General features: G+C 44.5%; 16 protein-coding genes and 4 tRNA genes. 10 read left to right on the top strand and 10 right to left on the bottom strand.

Annotated elements, in window-relative coordinates:
• Positions 1–10: 10 nt before the first annotated feature.
• Positions 11–2,404, top strand: coding sequence for an ABC transporter permease (locus AC5WJX_RS08415; RefSeq protein WP_494484161.1), 2,394 nt, complete (start codon positions 11–13; stop codon positions 2,402–2,404).
• 61 nt (positions 2,405–2,465) lie between these two features.
• Positions 2,466–3,149: an ABC transporter ATP-binding protein gene (locus AC5WJX_RS08410; RefSeq protein ID WP_494484160.1), complete on the top strand. Its 684-nt coding sequence runs from the start codon at positions 2,466–2,468 to the stop codon at positions 3,147–3,149.
• A 245-nt stretch (positions 3,150–3,394) separates the two neighbouring features.
• Here the strand turns inward: AC5WJX_RS08410 and AC5WJX_RS08405 are convergent, their stop codons facing one another.
• The 3 genes from AC5WJX_RS08405 to murQ are packed head-to-tail and all read right to left on the bottom strand — an operon-like array spanning position 3,395 to position 5,601.
• Complete coding sequence (locus AC5WJX_RS08405) at positions 3,395–4,159, bottom strand: Bax inhibitor-1/YccA family protein (protein WP_440431521.1); 765 nt, start codon at positions 4,157–4,159, stop codon at positions 3,395–3,397.
• Between the two features lie 51 nt (positions 4,160–4,210).
• A complete protein-coding gene (locus tag AC5WJX_RS08400) occupies positions 4,211–4,780 on the bottom strand; it encodes a hypothetical protein (protein WP_440431523.1) in 570 nt (189 codons plus the stop codon).
• A 14-nt stretch (positions 4,781–4,794) separates the two neighbouring features.
• A complete protein-coding gene (murQ, locus tag AC5WJX_RS08395; RefSeq protein ID WP_440431524.1) occupies positions 4,795–5,601 on the bottom strand; it encodes an N-acetylmuramic acid 6-phosphate etherase in 807 nt (268 codons plus the stop codon).
• A 232-nt stretch (positions 5,602–5,833) separates the two neighbouring features.
• Here murQ and AC5WJX_RS08390 point away from each other — a divergent pair, with 232 nt between their 5' ends.
• The gene (locus tag AC5WJX_RS08390; RefSeq protein ID WP_440431526.1) at positions 5,834–7,441 is read left to right on the top strand and encodes a S41 family peptidase; all 1,608 of its coding nucleotides are present in this window, start codon (positions 5,834–5,836) and stop codon (positions 7,439–7,441) included.
• A gap of 40 nt (positions 7,442–7,481) precedes the next feature.
• On the opposite strand, the gene der is transcribed toward AC5WJX_RS08390, so the two are convergent.
• Both der and era read right to left on the bottom strand, forming a co-directional pair.
• Positions 7,482–8,783, bottom strand: coding sequence for a ribosome biogenesis GTPase Der (gene der, locus AC5WJX_RS08385; protein ID WP_440431528.1), 1,302 nt, complete (start codon positions 8,781–8,783; stop codon positions 7,482–7,484).
• Positions 8,784–8,829: 46 nt separating this feature from the next.
• Positions 8,830–9,708, bottom strand: a complete 879-nt coding sequence (gene era / locus AC5WJX_RS08380) for a GTPase Era (RefSeq protein WP_440431530.1) — start codon at positions 9,706–9,708, stop codon at positions 8,830–8,832.
• Positions 9,709–9,817: 109 nt separating this feature from the next.
• On the opposite strand from era, the gene AC5WJX_RS08375 reads away from it, so the two are divergent.
• From AC5WJX_RS08375 to AC5WJX_RS08355, 5 genes are all read left to right on the top strand, one after another.
• Positions 9,818–9,893: transfer RNA gene (locus AC5WJX_RS08375), tRNA-Met, on the top strand.
• Positions 9,894–9,932: 39 nt separating this feature from the next.
• A tRNA-Glu gene (locus AC5WJX_RS08370) sits at positions 9,933–10,004 on the top strand.
• A 42-nt stretch (positions 10,005–10,046) separates the two neighbouring features.
• Positions 10,047–10,122, top strand: a tRNA-Met gene (locus AC5WJX_RS08365).
• 36 nt (positions 10,123–10,158) lie between these two features.
• Positions 10,159–10,230, top strand: a tRNA-Glu gene (locus AC5WJX_RS08360).
• Positions 10,231–10,464: 234 nt separating this feature from the next.
• Positions 10,465–11,574, top strand: a complete 1,110-nt coding sequence (locus tag AC5WJX_RS08355; RefSeq protein WP_494484159.1) for an acyltransferase family protein — start codon at positions 10,465–10,467, stop codon at positions 11,572–11,574.
• Positions 11,575–11,671: 97 nt separating this feature from the next.
• On the opposite strand, the gene AC5WJX_RS08350 is transcribed toward AC5WJX_RS08355, so the two are convergent.
• The 4 genes from AC5WJX_RS08350 to AC5WJX_RS08335 all read right to left on the bottom strand — a co-directional run bounded on the left by AC5WJX_RS08350 (position 11,672) and on the right by AC5WJX_RS08335 (position 15,767).
• Complete coding sequence (locus AC5WJX_RS08350) at positions 11,672–12,700, bottom strand: phosphotriesterase family protein (RefSeq protein WP_494484158.1); 1,029 nt, start codon at positions 12,698–12,700, stop codon at positions 11,672–11,674.
• Between the two features lie 83 nt (positions 12,701–12,783).
• The gene (locus tag AC5WJX_RS08345) at positions 12,784–14,034 is read right to left on the bottom strand and encodes a GntP family permease (RefSeq protein ID WP_494484157.1); all 1,251 of its coding nucleotides are present in this window, start codon (positions 14,032–14,034) and stop codon (positions 12,784–12,786) included.
• Positions 14,031–15,182, bottom strand: a complete 1,152-nt coding sequence (locus tag AC5WJX_RS08340) for a glycerate kinase family protein (protein WP_440431538.1) — start codon at positions 15,180–15,182, stop codon at positions 14,031–14,033. Before AC5WJX_RS08340 ends, AC5WJX_RS08345 begins: the two co-directional genes overlap by 4 nt.
• A gap of 15 nt (positions 15,183–15,197) precedes the next feature.
• Positions 15,198–15,767 (bottom strand): DUF4256 domain-containing protein, encoded by a 570-nt coding sequence (locus AC5WJX_RS08335; RefSeq protein ID WP_494484156.1) that lies wholly within the window; start codon positions 15,765–15,767, stop codon positions 15,198–15,200.
• A gap of 182 nt (positions 15,768–15,949) precedes the next feature.
• On the opposite strand from AC5WJX_RS08335, the gene AC5WJX_RS08330 reads away from it, so the two are divergent.
• Positions 15,950–16,705, top strand: a complete 756-nt coding sequence (locus AC5WJX_RS08330) for an MBL fold metallo-hydrolase (protein ID WP_494484155.1) — start codon at positions 15,950–15,952, stop codon at positions 16,703–16,705.
• On the opposite strand, the gene AC5WJX_RS08325 is transcribed toward AC5WJX_RS08330, so the two are convergent.
• Positions 16,702–17,304 (bottom strand): 2'-5' RNA ligase family protein, encoded by a 603-nt coding sequence (locus AC5WJX_RS08325; protein ID WP_494484154.1) that lies wholly within the window; start codon positions 17,302–17,304, stop codon positions 16,702–16,704. The two genes, AC5WJX_RS08330 and AC5WJX_RS08325, sit on opposite strands and share 4 nt — an antisense overlap.
• Before the next feature lie 100 nt (positions 17,305–17,404).
• Here AC5WJX_RS08325 and AC5WJX_RS08320 point away from each other — a divergent pair, with 100 nt between their 5' ends.
• Positions 17,405–18,028, top strand: coding sequence for a hypothetical protein (locus AC5WJX_RS08320; protein ID WP_494484153.1), 624 nt, complete (start codon positions 17,405–17,407; stop codon positions 18,026–18,028).

Below are 18,028 nucleotides of genomic sequence, written 5' to 3'. Positions count from 1 at the left end.
TCGCTGCGCCATGTTCAAGCTCAACTTAAAAATCGCTTTGCGTAACTTGTGGAAACACAAAGTTTACACCTTCATTAATGTTGCAGGTCTCTCCGTGGGCATGGCTGGCTGCATCCTGATCTTCATTTTCATCAGGTATCAGCTGAGTTATGATGATGATTTCAGCAACAAAGACCGCATCTACCGGGTGGTTAGTAACTGGACGTATAAAAGCGGTACCGACGCCTCTCAGGGGGTACCAATTCCACTTGCTGCGGCTATCCGTAACGACATCCCACAGTTGGAGAAAGTGGCAGCCATTCAGCGTACCACCGGTGTACTGGCAGCGCTTGATCAAGCAGGGCAATTGAAATTCAAAGATTACGAAGCAGCATACTTCGCCCAGCCTGAGTTCTTCGAGATCTTCAATTTTAATTGGTTGTCTGGTGATCCAAAACAGGACTTAATCGCACCGAACACCGTAGCCTTATCGGAGAAAGCTGCAATTAAGTACTTCGGCGACCGGCATAACGCGCTGGGTAAAACATTGCGCTTCCAAAAGAATGAGGACTGCCGCGTCACGGCGATTTTTAAAGACCGGCCAGAAAATACAAATCTACCCCTGGAGGTCGTATTCAGCTACGCAACATTTAGTCTTAAGGACGACAAGAACTTTGGAACCGTACGTTCGAGTTCTGAGTGTTACGTGCTACTTAAGCAAGATGCGCAACTCGCTGACGCTGAGGTAGCCATAGCCAAATTCAACGAAACAAAATACAAGGATAATGATGAATCTGGCCAGCAGTACCATACTTTCCAGGCATTGCAGGACATCCACCACAATGGCCGTTATGGCAACTTTGCTGGAAAGATCGTTGAAAAGGCTGAGATCTATAGCTTGTCGATCATCGGGCTGTTTCTGATCCTTACCGCCTGTATAAACTTTATAAATCTGGCTACGGCACAAGCAATTGGGCGATCGAAAGAAGTCGGGATCCGCAAAGTTATGGGTGGCGAACGCCGGCAACTCATCATGCAGTTTCTCAGTGAAACCCTGGCGGTAAGTATTATAGCCATGCTGATTGCCTGTGTACTTACAGAAGCAGCACTGCCATACATGCAGCAGCTTTTTGATGAGAAGATCTCCTTCAGTTTACTGCAGTATCCCGTCATATTTTTATTCCTGCTGGGCCTGGTGGTACTGGTAAGCTTACTTGCAGGCTTCTATCCAGCATTGATTATTTCAGGTTTCAATCCCGCCCTTGCGATAAAAAATAAGATTAATGCCAACAGCAATGCGGGTTTAGGCTTACGCAGGATTTTGCTGGTACTGCAATTTACAATCACCACAGTACTGGTCATCGCCACGCTGGTGTTGCTAAAACAGATGAATTACATGCGCGAAAAACCGCTTGGGTTTGACACAGAAGCGGTGGCAATGCTAAGCTTACCTGCAGACAGCTTGAGTCTGCAGAAACATGAAAACTTTAAAGCACGACTGCTTACCATCCCAGGCCTGCGTCAGGTTAGCTTTTGTGATGTTCCTCCTTCTTCAAACAATGTCTCTGAGTCCGACTTCTCGCTTAATGGCACCAAGAATAAGGACTTTCAGATCAGGACCATGCATGTCGACCAACATTACTTCGAAACTTTTGGCATCAAACTGATCGCGGGTAAAGCCCTGCCAAAGAGTGATACCGCCAATGCCTTCGTTGTAAATGAAACCTTTTTGAAGCGGAACGGTATTGTGGAGCCGGAAAAAGCATTAGGTAAGCTGCTCACGATAAATGATGTGACAGCTCCAATTGTTGGCGTAAGCAAGGACTTCAATGATAAATCTTTGCACGAGCAGGTCTCGCCGATTGCTATGTCTTCCAATAAATGGGATTACTACAACATGGCCGTTAAGATGGACCGACCTGAAGTGCTTCAGGCTATGCGAATGGTGGAGCGGCTTTGGAATGAGACCTTTCCGAACGATGTCTATGATGCCAGCTTTGTAAACGACGATTTAGATGAATACTACGATTCCGAACGCATCATGGGGGTTCTCTTCAGGGTGTTTTCCCTGGTCATCATCTTCATCTCCTTTGTTGGCTTGTTCGGATTGATCTCCTTTGTAACCACACAGCGAACACGTGAGGTGGCCATAAGAAAAGTACTTGGCGCCTCAACCTTCGAAGTGGTTCGACTGCTTAATGGTTCTTTCTTGTTACTCGTGTTTTTAGCAAATTTGTTTGCCTGGCCACTTGCCTACATCCTGATCAATCAATGGCTCAGCCAATACGCTTATCGCATTGATCTAAGTATCTGGCCATTCCTTGCCGCGATGTTCATATCTATGTTGATAACCCTATTAACGGTAAGCCTGCGTTCCTATAAAGTTGCTGGCACCAATCCCGTGGATGCGCTGAAGTACGAATAGTCTTTAGATTGCCATTCAGGTATTTAGAACAAAATAATTAACTTAAAAAAATATACATCAGATGATCGCACTATCAAATATCGAGAAGTACTACAGCAACAAAGGCGTTAAGAACTATGTGCTGCGCCATGTGACAACACAGATCGGCCAGGGCGAATTTGTAAGTGTAATGGGACCTTCCGGCGCCGGAAAATCAACCTTGCTGAATATCCTGGGCATGCTGGAACAACCCACTTATGGTAAATACGAATTCATGGGCGAGGATGTCTCCGCATTGAAGGAAAGTAAGCGCATTGAGCTGTACCGCCATCATATTGGCTTTGTCTTCCAGGCTTACCACCTCATTGATGAGATGACTGTTGCCGAGAACATCGAAGCACCCTTGTTATACAAGAAGGTGGGCAGTGCAGAACGCAAAAGCAGGGTGGCCGATGTCCTGGATCGCTTTAACATCGTCGCTAAAAAAGATCTTTTTCCAAATCAACTATCCGGCGGACAGCAGCAGCTGGTTGGTATTGCCAGGGCATTAGTTGCGCAGCCATCCATCATCCTGGCAGATGAGCCCACTGGAAACCTGCAGTCTACCCAGGCATTGCAGATCATGGATCTGTTTAAAAAGCTAAATCAAGAGGAGGGGATCACCATCATACAGGTTACCCACTCCGAACTAAATGCTACTTACGGTTCCAGAATCCTGCATTTACTAGACGGCGTAATCAAAGAAGACGAAGCCATTGTAGCTTAATATCCGGCTAGAAGATAATCCTGAAATAGCTATACACAGCTTCGGATCAAACGCAGATCAAACGCACATCAAACCCAGATGAAACGCACAACAGGCGCAGGGCCCTGTGTGTTTCATCTGGGTCTGATGTGTCGCTGTTGTTGGGTTCAACTGCATCCGTTCTGAAGGAGTTAAACAGCAAATCCGAGGTATAAAAAAACCGGCTGCATCAATAGACACAGCCGGCTTTAAACGATGTTTTAGAATTACCTTCTGTTACCGAAGATTCTTAACAGATAAAGGAAAATGTTAAGGAAATCCAGGTAAAGGCTTAATGCGCCCATAATGGCAAGTTTCTTTGAGTCTGCAGCAGCGATCGTGTCGCCGTTTTCTTCAATACCCTGACCGATCATTTTCAGTTTCTGAACATCATAAGCGGTTAATGCGGTGAAGATTGCAACACCGAAGAAGCTTAAGATGTAGTCAAACTGTGAGCTGCCAAGGAACATATTGATCACGGTACAGATCACCAGACCGATAAGACCGACCATCAGGATTGATCTGAATTGCGTAAGGTCCGTATTGGTTGTGTAACCAAGGAAGGCCATAATACCGAATATACCAGCAGCGGCTGCAAAACAGCTTACGATAGAGCCTGTGGTATAAGCCAGTAAGATGAAGCTTAAACTAACCCCGGTCAGTACTGAATAAAGTACGAATACACCCAGCAGGGCGGTATAAGAAAGTCGGCTTAAGCCGGCGCTCATGAGCATTACTAAACCAAGTGGAGCAAACATTACAATATAGCCCAATGTGCTCATGCCAGCACGCATTCCGGTTTCGTCATACCTGATCAGGTAATCCATATAGCCTGGCGTGTTTGCCATAAAAAAGGCAGCAAGTGTAGATAGTCCAAGGGCTATAAACATCCAAAGAAAGACGTTTGCAAAAAACTTCTTTGCAACGGCACCTTTCTCTTCCTGTACGTATACAGGTCTTTGTGCCCATTCATAATTGTTGTTGTTATCCATTTGTGTTAAATTTTATTAATAAAGATAATCATTACCCGATAGATACAAAAGCTATGCCCCGAGCCTTTTTGTCAGGGTTTCTTCAACTTTTTTGAAAATCTGGATGGGTTTCATCGTCCGCCATGCCAAATCGTCCAGCTGGCCTCCAAAATTGATGTAGTAATCGATGTTGCTGCTGCGGAACTCTTCGATCACATGATCGTTGAAGTTGATGCCTGCAATCCATCCATCTTCCACATCCTGGAACCACTCTTCGTAATAGCTGTCTTCCGAAGCATGGAAGTTCAGTACATTCTCTCCGATGAGGATAAATTTGTTAATGCCTTCATCGATCATCAGTTCTAAAATTTCACGCTTCATGAGCATGATGTCATTGCTGATGGCATCATTCCATTCCCCGATATATTCGATGATGGCATAACCACGGTCGTAGTCTACAAAAAGTATTTTTAGATAGAGCGTGCTGGAGCCGAAATCATCCCATTGGGGGTGAATAAGGAAATTATAGAGCTGTTTATCGAAATGAAACTCGGAATATTCCGTGTTGTAAAATGGCGAACGGTCATCTTCAGCGGCGATGTAATAATCGCGCCACTGATAATATGGTTCAATCTCGTGCATGGGTGTTGTTTGATTTATTTGTGAGCAGCGTCAACAGCTTTTCGGACGCTCCCATGTTGGTTCAGGAGCTCCTCTGCACTTGCCTGATCGATGTTTAACTCTTCCATGATCATGTAAATGCCTCTGTTTATCAGCTTATGATTGGTTAACTGCATATCAACCATTTTATTGCCTTTTACCCGGCCAAGTTTTATCATTACCGTAGTGCTGAGCATGTTTAAGACCAGCTTTTGCGCTGTTCCGGATTTCATACGGGTAGATCCGGTTAGAAATTCGGGGCCAACCACAACCTCCACCGGAAAATCGCTCTCCGCTACAATCGGACCACCTTCATTACAGATGATGCAGCCGGTAAGAATGCCGTGTTGTCTGGCAGTCTTCAGTCCACCGATCACGTAAGGCGTTGTACCCGAGGCTGCCAGTCCGATCAGACAATCTTTCTCGTTGATCTGGTATTCGCTGAGGTCAATCCAGGCTTGTTCGCTGTCATCTTCGGCATTTTCAACGGCCTTTCGAATCGCTGTATCGCCACCGGCAATGATGCCAACCACATAGTCGAAGGGTACGCCGAAAGTAGGTGGGCATTCTGAAGCATCTACAACGCCTAATCTGCCGCTGGTACCGGCACCGATATAAAACAAGCGGCCGCCTGCTTTCATCCTTTCGGTTACGGCTTCTGCAAGCTTCTCGATCTGCGGGATAACTTTTTCAACAGCAAGCGGAACCGTTTGATCTTCTTTGTTAATGCCCTGAAGGATCTCGAGAATGGACATTTGATCAATATTGTTGTAGTGGGATTCCTGCTCAGTTACGCGTATCATAGCTTAGTTTTTTTGTTAAAACTCGTTAATTTCTTTTTAAACCGGAAATTGTAATCTATTTCGGCTGTATTTCGGGTCAGCATACAGGTATAATGCACCATTCCGGAGCGTATTTCATTGAATTTCCCGGCAGTTTTTTCCTGAAGAAAAAACTTGCAAAACATTATCAATTAAACGTAGTTAAGTAAGCAATTAAAACGGCAAATGCATAACTTTGTATTAGATCGTCTCCATGAATAAAAATACCCGTCAGAACCTTTACATTGCCCTAACATACTCGCTCACTCTAATAGGTGGAATGTTCCTTGGTTACAAGTTTCTGAGGGATCAGGGCTTTACTGTCGAAAAGCGTATCACCTATGCTGATAATAATGATGAAAAAGTAGACGAAATCCTCACCATCATCAACAAGAACTATGTGGACGAGGTAAACACTGAAAAGCTTCAGAAAATGCCGATTGACAGCATGCTGCATCAGCTTGACCCACACAGTGTGTATCTGCCACCGGCGAAAGCCTTTGAACAGAATGAACTACTGGAAGGGCAGTTTGAAGGCATTGGCATCGAGTATTATATTCTGAATGATTCTTTATTGGTAACCAATGTGGTTAAGGATGGTCCGGCTTATCATGCGGGTATGCGGATTGGCGACCGGATCTTGAAGGTCGACAGCACCATGGTGTCTGGAATGGGACTACCCCGGGCGAAGATGATCGGTAAGATCAAAGGCAAACGTGGTACGCCAGTAAAACTCACGGTGCTTCATGGAACCGGTTTCAAGCCCGTAGAACTTACGGTAAAGCGGGGCAAGGTGCAGGTGAGCAGTATTGACGCAGCCTACATGCTGAACAATGAAGCGGCGTATGTGCGCATCAGTAAGTTTGGAGCTAACACAGACCAGGATTTTGTGGAAGCCGTAAGGAAGCTGAAAGAAAAGGGCATGAGCAAGCTTGTGCTCGACTTAAGAGATAATGGAGGTGGTTATCTGACCGCGGCCACCGGATTGGCTAGTCAGCTTTTGCCGGAGAATGAGCTCATCGTTTATACGGAAGGCAAGCACGAGCCACGGACCGATTATATTTCAACCGGAGGCGGCGCTTTCGAACATGGCAAACTTGCTATACTGATCAATGAGCAGACGGCATCTGCAAGTGAGATCCTGGCCGGTGCGGTTCAGGACTTGGATAGGGGCCTGATCATCGGTCGCCGCTCGTTCGGAAAAGGATTGGTGCAGGAGCAATTTCCTTTCGGTGATGGTTCTGCATTGAACTTGACGATCGCAAGATATTATACGCCGCTTGGCAGAAGCATTCAGAAGTCCTATAAAAAGGGCTATAGCGCTTACCAGCATGAGGTAGATGAAAGGTTTACCAAAGGCGAGCTTACGGAAAAGGTTGATCGGCTTCGCGATTCCCTAAAAGGCGGGAGAGCTTATATAACGGCCTCTGGAAAGCGTGTGTTTGGTGGAGGGGGTATTCAGCCGGATATCTATGTAAGAATGGATACCACAGGCGTTACAAAGCTTTACACTGAATTAATCGATAAACATGTACTGTTTGATTTTGTATTCGAGGTTCTTGCAAAGCGGTACAATCCAACTTACCTGGAGCATAACCTGAACATGTTCAGCGTTAGTGAAAATGACCTGAAAGATCTTACCAGGTACATCCAACAGCGGGGGATTACCGTGGATCCGAAGCAGTTCTTAGCGTCTAAGAACAACATCAGCACTGACTTAAGGCTATTGCTATACAAATACCATCTTGGAGATGCAGGCTATTACAGAGCACTGAATCTAAACGACAAGATGGTTAAGCAGGCTTTAAGTAGTCTGCAATAACCATCTTGAATATTCTTTTTTCCTGAAATGTATTTCTTTCTTATTTCTGTCTGAAATAGATCTGAATAGGTACGCCTTTGAAGTCGAAGTGCTCACGTAGTTTGTTCTCTACAAAGCGCTTGTAAGGCTCCTTAATGTATTGAGGAAGGTTACAGAAGAAGGCAAACATCGGAGAGCTTGCGTTGATCTGTGTGATGTATTTAATTTTAATGTATTTTCCTTTTTGGGATGGCGGCGGATAGTTTTCAATGATCGGCAGCATCACGTCGTTCAGTTTTGAAGTCGGGATCTTTTTGCTTCTGTTCTTGTAAACTTCAAGTGCTGTCTCCACCGCCTGGAAGATACGTTGCTTGTTAACTACGGAAGTAAAGATGATCGGGATATCTGTGAAAGGCTGAAGTTTCTGGCGGATCTGTTCTTCGAACTGTTTAACCGTTTGATTGTTCTTCTCGATCAGATCCCATTTGTTTACCAGGATCACGATACCCTTTTTGTTCTTCTCTGCAAGGTGGAAGATGTTTACGTCCTGCGACTCTAAACCTTCTACCGCGTCGATCATCAGGATCACCACATCAGCTTCTTCCAAAGCTTTAATGGTCCGCATTACAGAATAGAACTCGATGTTCTCTTTAACTTTTGTTTTCTTTCTTAAACCTGCTGTGTCGATGAACATAAACTCATGCCCGAACTGGTTATAGTGTATGTGAATGGAATCTCTGGTTGTACCTGCGATCGGGGTGACGATGTTTCTGTCTTTACCCATCAGCGCGTTGATCAGCGAAGATTTACCAACGTTAGGCCGGCCTACAATGGTAAGCTTAGGCAAAGCATTTTCTTCTTCTACAACGTCTTCAAAGTGTGTGATGACATCATCCAGTAGATCACCTGTGCCAGATCCCGTCATGGAAGAGATTGGGTAGATTTCGCCTAAACCAAAGCCATAGAAAACTGCGGCATCATTTTGAAGTGCGTTGTTGTCAACTTTGTTTACGACAATGTATACAGGTTTTTTACTTCTGCGTAAAAGTTGGGCGATCTCATCATCAAGATCGGTAATGCCGGTGGTTACATCCACCATAAACAATAGAACCGTTGCTTCTTCGATTGCGATAACCACTTGTTCGCGGATCGCTGCTTCGAAAACATCTTCAGAGTTGGCTACATAACCACCAGTGTCGATCACGGTAAAGTGTTTGTCAGTCCATTCAGCCACACCATAATGACGGTCACGTGTTACACCGCTAAAATCATCAACAATAGCTTTGCGACTTTCAGTTAAGCGGTTAAAAAGTGTGGATTTGCCTACGTTCGGTCTGCCGACAATTGCAATAATGTTACTCATATGTTGTGTGAATTGTATTAATTATTAAGGGGTTGCAAAGGTACGCTTAATTTTCGTACCCGAAGCTTTTTAGGTAATTCTTTTTACTACGCCAGTCGGGTAATACCTTCACGAAAGTTTCCAGGAACACCTTCTGATCCAGGAACTTCTCGATGTCTTTACGCGCTTCTGTACCAACCTTTTTAAGCATGGAACCACCTTTACCAATGAGGATATTTTTCTGCGAGTCTCTTTCTACGATAATCTCGGCACTGATCCTGGTGATCTTTTCTTCTTCCTTGAAAGCGGTGATGACCACTTCCGTGCTGTAAGGGATTTCTTTCTGGTAGTTGGTAAAGATCTTTTCCCGGATGATTTCGGATACAAAGAACCTTTGACTGCGGTCGGTAAGGTCTTCTTTATCGTAATATGGGGCATGCTCCGGCAAGTTTTCTAGTAACATGGTCATGATGCCGTCCAGGTTGTACTTATGCAATGCAGAGATAGCGAAGATGTGTTTAGGGTTAAGCTTCTCCTGCCAGAAAGCAGTTTTCTCATCCACTTGATCCTGCGTCGCATTGTCGATCTTGTTGATGAGTACAATCATTGGGATGGTGGTGTTCAGGATTTTTTCCAGAACATCATTCTCATCATACTGTTCATTGATATCGGTAACGAATAAAAGCAGATCCGCATCGCTAAGCGCACCATTTACGGAGTGCATCATGGAATCTTGTAGTCCGTATTTAGGTTTGATGACCCCAGGGGTATCAGAAAAAACAATTTGATAGTCTTCTTCGTTCACGATCCCTAAGATACGGTGACGTGTCGTTTGGGCCTTGGGCGTGATGATGGAGAGCTTTTCGCCGATCAGCGCGTTCATCAATGTAGACTTGCCCACATTGGGCTTCCCGATGATACTTACAAAACCTGCTTTATGTGACATAAACTTTTTTTTAAAATAAATTTGCAATGCAAAGAAACGAAATATATCTTTGCAGTCCAATTTAAAAACAACGCAGGCTAGTTCTTTAACGTTTTAAATTGATAAATAGTGCGGGGTGGAGCAGTTGGTAGCTCGTCGGGCTCATAACCCGAAGGTCATCAGTTCGAGTCTGGTCCCCGCTACCAAGAAAAGCATAAGCAGTAATGTGAGTCGCTTTTAATTTTGGCCCGTTCGTCTAGGGGTGAGGACGCCAGATTTTCATTCTGGAAACAGGGGTTCGATTCCCCTACGGGCTACAAAAATGAAGAGGAGGGCAGGAGCCTTTCAGTAAAATACAGTGCGGGGTGGAGCAGTTGGTAGCTCGTCGGGCTCATAACCCGAAGGTCATCAGTTCGAGTCTGGTCCCCGCTACCAAAGGAAGCATAGCAGCAATGTTAGTCGCTTCATTTTGGCCCGCTCGTCTACCGGTTAGGACGCCAGATTTTCATTCTGGAAATAGGGGTTCGATTCCCCTGCGGGCTACAACAGATAAGAAGGCTGTAAACGAAAAGTTTGCAGCCTTTTTGTTTTTCCGTCCAATTGCTAAACGCATGGATTAGCCCTAAGCGTTGAGCATTCAGAAAATGAATAGAAATGTTAGCTTTACTACATGGAAAATGAAAAAAGTAAATCCCTATATGCATTTTAGGGAAGAGAATTTATTGGAATGGAGGGATAGTAGTGTGGCGTACATGATTTGTTTAGAAGAAGCACAGTATGGAAGCTTTAGGTAGACATAACTTCCGTTTCTATGAACTCGATATCTTACGTTTTTTGGCTGCCCTGGCAGTACTTCTTTATCACTACACTTTTGCCGGAACCAGGACGTATGGAACACCTGAGTTTAGCATGGACAAAGTACTACGGTATGGGTATTTGGGTGTAGATGCATTCTTCATGATTAGCGGCTATGTTGTACTGCTTTCTTCAATGCATAAATCGCCCAGGTACTTTCTAGTTTCCAGGATCGTGAGATTATACCCAGCTTTTTGGGTCTGCTGTTTACTCACCTTTTTTATTTTATATTTTGGAAAAATATCGCTGCCGGGTATTCCAGGTGTAAATTTCAAACTGCTCGCCTATAATTTGACGATGCTACAGGGTTTTTTTGGCAAACCTGACTTAAATGGAGTCTTTTGGACGCTGACCTATGAAATAGGATTTTATTTCATAATTCTTTTGATAGCTGCATTTAAGCTATGGAAAAACCTTTTGCTCATTATATTATTATGGCTTAGCTACACTTTTATTGCGGGTCCAAATACTGCAAACAATGCATTCTATTTTCTATTGATTCCTAAGTTTAGTTGTTCATTCATTGCTGGTATGCTGTTCTATTTACTACGAATCAAATATGCACCAGCATTGAAAATCTATCTCTTGCTTGTCTTTTGCTTTATTTTAAATATCAAGCACGATATGGTGTTTGTACAAAACATGAATGATTTTTATCATGATCCAACCGCTTACCGCAACGCCATCATGATTTTAATTGTCAGCGGATTTTACCTATTCTTCCTGCTATCGGCAAATGGAAAGCTTTCTTCCCCTAAACTTAAATTTACAGCACACCTGGGTGTACTCACTTATCCACTTTACTTATTACATGGATTTGGAGTGGGCGCTATGATGGTATGGGGTAATCGGCTGAACAAGTATGTGTTGTTAATCGGAATTTCAGCATTAATGATCTTTTTGTCTTATCTGGTTTACCGGTATATAGAAAGGAAGTTTCAACCCGTACTCAAATCATTTTTGATTAAACTTATTGAGATGAATCATAAATCTGCAAACCCTGCTGTTGTTGCTGAAGTCATCAAAAGTTAGACATTCGACACGCTACGGAAGCCGCTTGCAACATAGTACGATTGGTGTGATAGATGAAGGCCTCCGCCTTTAACTCCCCTGAATGTATTACGGAATATCAGGTTCGTCTCACTTTGATACTGAATGCGGCTTGCGGATTTGCCCGAAACAGCAGGTCAAGTTCTTGGGGCGTAAAGCCATTTTCCTTTAGCAAAGGTATAAAGTCGTTTAGAATGCAAGTATATGGGTTGAAGTTACCGCCTCCAGGTTCACCTACGTTATACCAGCCAGAATCCTGGGATACCAATACCCGCTGAAGCAAACCCTGTGCTTTCATCGTTTTTAGATATCCTAAATTATCTGGGAGTGTTTGCGGATTTACACCATCAAAAGATACCCAACAGCCGAGTTTTGCAGCTTTGATATGGAAAGCCTGGTCTGGCTCTGATTGCGCGTGAAACCAAATCCTTGCCGCTGGCGAGACACCCTGTTTTTTCAGAATATCCAGTTGTTCAAATGCAGCAGCTCCGTCTCCGGTATGAATGCCGATTGTCAGTCCTGTCTCCAGGTGGGTAATCGCCGCGGCCTCGATCAATTTCCTTTGTACAGGCGTCAACGGCCCCTTATCAGTACTTGTTTTAATGAGTCCGGGCCGAATGTTTGTCCCCTCAATACCATTTATCCACTCGCTTATCCATCTGTTCGCTAACTGTTGGGCAGATTCGGTGAACGCATGCCTGGGCACATATTTTTCCTTTACTGCGCCATAATATCCTGTTGTCGTTATCAAATTCATACCTGTAGAATCCGCCAGTCGCTTCAAGACGGTAACGTCTCGACCGACATATGCAGGCGTACAATCAATGAAGGTTTGAACACCCCGTTCCTTTATGTCTTTCAAAAATGGAGATGCTACTTCAACTACGTCGTCAACATTGTATCGGCTTTTGCTAGCGTCTGATGCGCCGATAAAGTCTACCATCACGTGCTCGTGTGCTAGTGTAAAACCCATCTTTTCGGAGGGTATCAGGCCATTGACGGTCATGATCTTACCGCTAGCTTTTAATGACAAAAAGCCCGGAAGTAATATTGTTCCGGCACTCATTAGAACCCCACTAAATATGAATTTTCTTCTTGATGTTTTCATGTGCTTTTATTTAGTTGCTGGTAAAATTAGCTGAGGCTTAGATCTCTTTTTACAAGCGTATTGGGATAATTTTTTGTTTATTGCTATTTTCCGAAAAGCAGATAGGTGATCACTGACATAGCCGTTAAAAATATCCCGATTGCAGTTTCATAAGGAATCAGTTTTAGTCTGTTGTTTATGGCCACATTCGTTACCCCACCTGTGGCATGGAAAAAGGAGCCATGTGGTAAATGATCCAGTACAGTAGCTCCAGCATTAATCATCGCGGCTCCCCAAATGCCGTTTATTCCTGCGTTTATGATAATGTCTGCGAAAGAAGAGGAGGCGATTGTGGCGCCTGCTGTTGTGGAAGCCGTAGCTGCACCCATCAGAATGCCCGAAAGCGGTGCAATGCTCAGTGCTCCAAAGTTAGAACTGGTCAGGGCATCTAAAAACACATCTTTTAAGGAGGAAGCTTTTATGATCCCTGCAATGGTACCCGTTCCGATGAGCAGTATGGCTATGCCCGACATGCGCTCCAATCCGTAACGCATCCCTTCGTTCAGCACATCCAATCTTCTTACAGCAAAGACACCTGCAATTCCACCGAGCGGTAAAGCAATCAGAGGGTCGATCGCAAAGCCAAAAACCGGACGCATTGCAAGCAATAGAATGGTGACTGCAGGAGCCGTAATGCTTGCGATAAAGGATGGGGGCTGATCTTGTTCTTTGTCTAAATCTGCTTCCTGTACAAGCGCGCCTGTGCGGGGCATTAACCTCGCGATGACATAAATCGTAAATAGGAGGCCGGCAACTGCCGGCAGGATGTTGACGTACATCACGGAAATCAATTCCGCTTTAAAGTTTTCAGCAGCGATAATGGTGTTGGGATTTGGAGAAATAATGTTCCCACATTTACCGCCGCCAATCATCACCAGCAGCAATATTGCTTTGGGGATGGATAGCTTTTTTCCAATGTTCAAAGCGATAGGTGCAACGGTAATTACGGCTACATCGATAAATACGCCGATCGCGGTGAGCAGGAAAGTTGCCAAAGCAATGGCTAAGTAGACATGTTTATGGCCTAACTTCTGGATGATGGCATTTGAGATCGAGGTGGCCGCACCGGTTTTGATTAATACCCCAGAGAGCACTCCAGCCGTTAGAATCCGCAGGATGGCGGGCGATACGTCTCTAACCCCATCGATCATTTGGCCTACGGTTTCCGGCAGGCTAAATCCACCCATTAATCCACCTACAACTGCCCCCAGGATTAAGCTGTAAGCGGGTGAGACTTTTCGGATGATTAAAACAATGGATAATATCAATCCAAGCAAAGCGCCTATTGCAGTCATGCCCCGGTTGTTTTGAAGTTTTTAAGTAGTCGGAATAGTTGATCGAGTGTCCGCGTGATGTTCGCAATGGTGAATTCTTTTTCCATTGCCCGCTGCATGGAAACCGGATAGGGTGTGATCGGGAGTACAGCAAGAAATCCCAGATCGTTTAGCAGCTGGACGTCCTCCGTACATCCACCAATGGCAATTACCGGAATGTTTCGTTGTTGGGCGGCTTTCAATATCGTAACCGGTGCTTTTCCCATACTGGTTTGTTGGTCCAGTTTACCTTCTCCAGTGATCACCAGATCGGCATCTTCGATGGTGTTTTGAAAGTTAAGGGCATCCAGGATCATCTGCGCACCGGGTTTTAACTCTGCATTTGCGAAAGCCAGGAATCCACCTCCAAGGCCGCCAGCAGCACCCGAACCTGCAATCTGGTTTACATCTATGCCTTTGGTCAGTTTAACGACTTCCACAAAGTTCTTCATTCCTTCTTCAAGCGTGTGAATGGCCTGGTCATCTGCGCCTTTCTGGCGGGCGTAAACATGCGCAGCACCCCTGGGACCAGTACAAGGGTTGTCCACATCGCAGGCTATGGTAAAAGTTGCAGCCAAAAACTCCGGGATTGCTTTGGAGTGGTCAATGGCCTGAATAGCTCCTAAGATCTGTCCACCAAGTGGCAGCGCCTGCCCTTCCTTGTCCAGGAACTTAAAACCTAATGCCTGCAGCATTCCGGTCCCTCCGTCATTTGTGGCGCTTCCTCCAATGCCAATTAGAAAGTTCTGGCAGCCACGGGCAAGTGCATCTTTTATGAGTTCTCCCAATCCATAGGTAGAGCTGCGTAGGGGATTTCGATCGCTTTGCGGAACCAAGGTCAGTCCACAGGCACTTGCCATTTCGATTACTGCGGTCTTTTCATCAGCAAGCAGACCGTATACAGCATTCACCGGTTCCCCCAAGGGACCTTTAACCATGCAGCTGATTTTTGTTCCAGCCAATGCGGTAATGAGAGCATCAACTGTACCTTCACCACCATCGGCCATTGGTATTTTCAGGATCCTGCAGTCCGGAAAGTTTTTCAGAATAGCGAGTTCAGCAGCGCCGGCTACTTCCAGGGAACTTACAGAACCTTTAAAGGAATCTGCGGCAACTACAATTTTCTTCATGGGTCACCGGATAAGTTAAATTTTCAAAGCCGCACGGAATCCCCGGGCAGCATAGTAAGACTCCGCACCATTATGGTAAATAAAGACTGTGTCATACCGGTAGTCCCCAAATAGGGCGCCACCCAGTGCTCTGATCTTATCCGGGGTTTGGATCCAGCTGGAGGTCTTCGTATCGACCTTTTCCAAGGATTGAAGGAATCGATATTGATCCTCATTTAACATCGCAACTCCAAGTTCCGCCCCCATGCCGAGAGCGCTATTTTTGGGCTTATTTTCTTTCCTCGACGCCAATGCCGCTTCATCATAACATATACTTCTGCGAAGTTTTGGACTTTCCGCCGAGCAGTCGAAGAAAATGTACTCGCCTGTTTTTTCATCATAAGCAACGACGTCTGGTTCCCCGCCGGTTAGTTCCATCTGCTCTAGCGACCAGAGTTTTTCCGGATTGTTCTCTAATCTGGCCTGTACATGATCCCAAGTCAAGTTAGGGTGACGATGCATGTTGCTGGTAAATCGCTTTTCCAGAATGTGAAATAAAGCTTCAATTTGATCTGATGATAGTTGTTTAGTATGGTTGTTAGTCATAGGTGAATAAAGGTTTAAAGCTTTATTGGATAGTTTTTAGTAAAACGGATGGTTTTATTCCTAAAAATAGCTAAAACATTGATACGCAATGAAACAAGTTGTTCTGATGTTCCAAAACCACCTTAGACAAAACAAATTGTTCCTGGGCAGGATTAATGATAACATCATAACCATATAATTAGATGGAACACAACATTAAAGAAGAGACCCTCACATTGACTGTTATTGGTTCAGGCGATGCTTTTGGGAGTGGTGGTAGATTAAACACCTGTTTTCATGTTCAAACTTCAGGTACTCAACTGTTGATTGACTGTGGTGCGACCACTTTAAGTGGTTTAAAGCAACGAGGGATTCGAGTTGAAGACATTGAGGTCATTGCCATCACGCACTTCCATGGTGATCATTATGGAGGATTGCCATTTTTCCTTTTGGACTACGCGAGGCAGAACCCGGCAAATCCACTTACCATCATTAGTCCACCAGGTTGTAAAGAACGAGTACAAAGCCTATTGGATTTATTGTATCCCGGCAGTCTGCAGCTAGACAACCTTGCCGTTGACTTCATAGAATATCAACCCAATGAAGTGGTTAAGACCAACAACCTGGTTGTGCAAACCTTTCCTGTAGTTCATGTTGCAGCTGCGATACCTAATGCGCTTAGGATAAAAATTGGAAACAAGGTCATCAGTTATTCAGGAGATACGGAATGGACGCCAGATCTGGTAGAACTTGCCAGAGCGGCTGACTTGTTTATCTGTCAGTGCAACTTTTACGAGAAAGTCTCAAAGGGGCATTTAGACTACCAAACGCTGCTACAACACTTACCACTGCTTTCCTGCAAACAAATCTGGCTTACACATTTTGATGTGGAAATGTTGGATAATCTGGATAAAATTGATCTGGAATATGCGGAAGATGGAAAGCAAATATTGATTTAAAAAAGCTTTGCCTGCGCACTATTCATGGGCTTTCCATGAAAAATGAGTTCGGCGACCCTGTCGAACTTGCCATACATAAATCCTGGTGTTCTTCGCAGCAGCAGCATACGGTCTGCCTTGAAAGATGCTTGATAGTTCTTGTTCTTCCATGCTGGCCACACCTTCTCGAAATCATGCCGTGAGATGCCTTTCGCTATGGTGAGATGTGCTTTCGTAGAAGGACGATAGGTTGGATTTTTTCCGCCCCTTAGCCAATTGCTTAATACCTTTTTAAGGTTGCTGAGTAACCTGGAGAGATCTGGATCTTCTTCAACCCTAGAATATATGGTATAATTTTGCCCTGCAAAGAAATTGAAGTTAGATAGTCTGATGTTGAAGCTTGGTGTTTGGGTAGTGATCTGCTCAAAGTTCTTAATAAGAATTCTTTCACTTTCTGCATTGCCAAGGTAGGAGAATAGAGTTAGATGAGGTTTGGTGCCTGCTTCTAGTTTCCAGCCATAATCTCTCTTACAACTTTGTTTCATTTCCTGGATGTCTGCACGAACTTTTTCTTCCGGGCTGATGATTGCAAGATATTCGTAAATTGTACCGTCCAACATCTGATAGGATTTGCTGTTTACTGCTTAGATATGAGTAAATTAGCAAATTTGTAGCGTAAGTTATGCTGCCGCCGTTTATACAATATCTAAGCCCAACTGTATGATAAGATACATTTACTTGCTGATAGCCGTGACCTTGCTTTCGGCCTGTTCAAAAGAAGAACTGATTGGTCCTTCAAAACTTAAAAACGGAGAAGAAGTAGAAATATTGGTCAGCGACCGCTATGGGACAACTGATGATCCAGTCCGGTTACTTCCTTCTAATCAACCAGCAGAAATGTCGCTATTGGGCTTTATGGAGCGTGAACCAGGGTACAGTTACCGGGTAAAAGCGAGAATCGTTAAGCCAGCTGAGCCTCCTCAGGATGGTTCTGCTTATTGGCTGGATTTTATCAATGTCTTGGAAAAGGAAAAGAGCAACAGCAATGCGCCGTTTACACTTGCAATAATTCAATCTTTTGTGCCTGGCGGGCCGATCATCCGGCTTAGAAAAGAAACTGATAAGTACTATTTCGATGATAAGCTGATGCTAACCTTTGCGAACGAGGAGGTGAGGCAGCAGCTGGAGGAAATCTGGACCTTCAACAAATCTATATATGAAAGCTGGCAGGAGACTAAGACGGTACCGCCGATGAAATGGAAAGCGATAAATGCATCGGTAACTCATGATCCACAGCTTTTTGGGAAAGCCTATCTGATTTCAAGAATCGAGTTTACAGAATAG

The organism is Pedobacter sp. NEAU-ZC8 (assembly GCF_059278965.1).
The sequence above is the reverse complement of the archived record's forward strand: the minus strand, read 5'-3'. Positions and strand labels throughout refer to the sequence as shown.

Coding starts and splice junctions, on each gene's coding strand:
- AC5WJX_RS08330 (WP_494484155.1), top strand. CDS start 15,950: ATGGAACACAACATTAAAGAAGAGACCCTCACATTGACTGTTATTGGT.
- AC5WJX_RS08405 (WP_440431521.1), bottom strand. CDS start 4,159: ATGGATAACAACAACAATTATGAATGGGCACAAAGACCTGTATACGTA.
- AC5WJX_RS08325 (WP_494484154.1), bottom strand. CDS start 17,304: ATGTTGGACGGTACAATTTACGAATATCTTGCAATCATCAGCCCGGAA.
- AC5WJX_RS08335 (WP_494484156.1), bottom strand. CDS start 15,767: ATGACTAACAACCATACTAAACAACTATCATCAGATCAAATTGAAGCT.
- AC5WJX_RS08340 (WP_440431538.1), bottom strand. CDS start 15,182: ATGAAGAAAATTGTAGTTGCCGCAGATTCCTTTAAAGGTTCTGTAAGT.
- AC5WJX_RS08410 (WP_494484160.1), top strand. CDS start 2,466: ATGATCGCACTATCAAATATCGAGAAGTACTACAGCAACAAAGGCGTT.
- era (WP_440431530.1), bottom strand. CDS start 9,708: ATGTCACATAAAGCAGGTTTTGTAAGTATCATCGGGAAGCCCAATGTG.
- AC5WJX_RS08320 (WP_494484153.1), top strand. CDS start 17,405: ATGATAAGATACATTTACTTGCTGATAGCCGTGACCTTGCTTTCGGCC.
- AC5WJX_RS08350 (WP_494484158.1), bottom strand. CDS start 12,700: ATGAAAACATCAAGAAGAAAATTCATATTTAGTGGGGTTCTAATGAGT.
- AC5WJX_RS08390 (WP_440431526.1), top strand. CDS start 5,834: ATGAATAAAAATACCCGTCAGAACCTTTACATTGCCCTAACATACTCG.
- AC5WJX_RS08355 (WP_494484159.1), top strand. CDS start 10,465: ATGGAAGCTTTAGGTAGACATAACTTCCGTTTCTATGAACTCGATATC.
- AC5WJX_RS08345 (WP_494484157.1), bottom strand. CDS start 14,034: ATGACTGCAATAGGCGCTTTGCTTGGATTGATATTATCCATTGTTTTA.
- AC5WJX_RS08415 (WP_494484161.1), top strand. CDS start 11: ATGTTCAAGCTCAACTTAAAAATCGCTTTGCGTAACTTGTGGAAACAC.
- murQ (WP_440431524.1), bottom strand. CDS start 5,601: ATGATACGCGTAACTGAGCAGGAATCCCACTACAACAATATTGATCAA.
- der (WP_440431528.1), bottom strand. CDS start 8,783: ATGAGTAACATTATTGCAATTGTCGGCAGACCGAACGTAGGCAAATCC.
- AC5WJX_RS08400 (WP_440431523.1), bottom strand. CDS start 4,780: ATGCACGAGATTGAACCATATTATCAGTGGCGCGATTATTACATCGCC.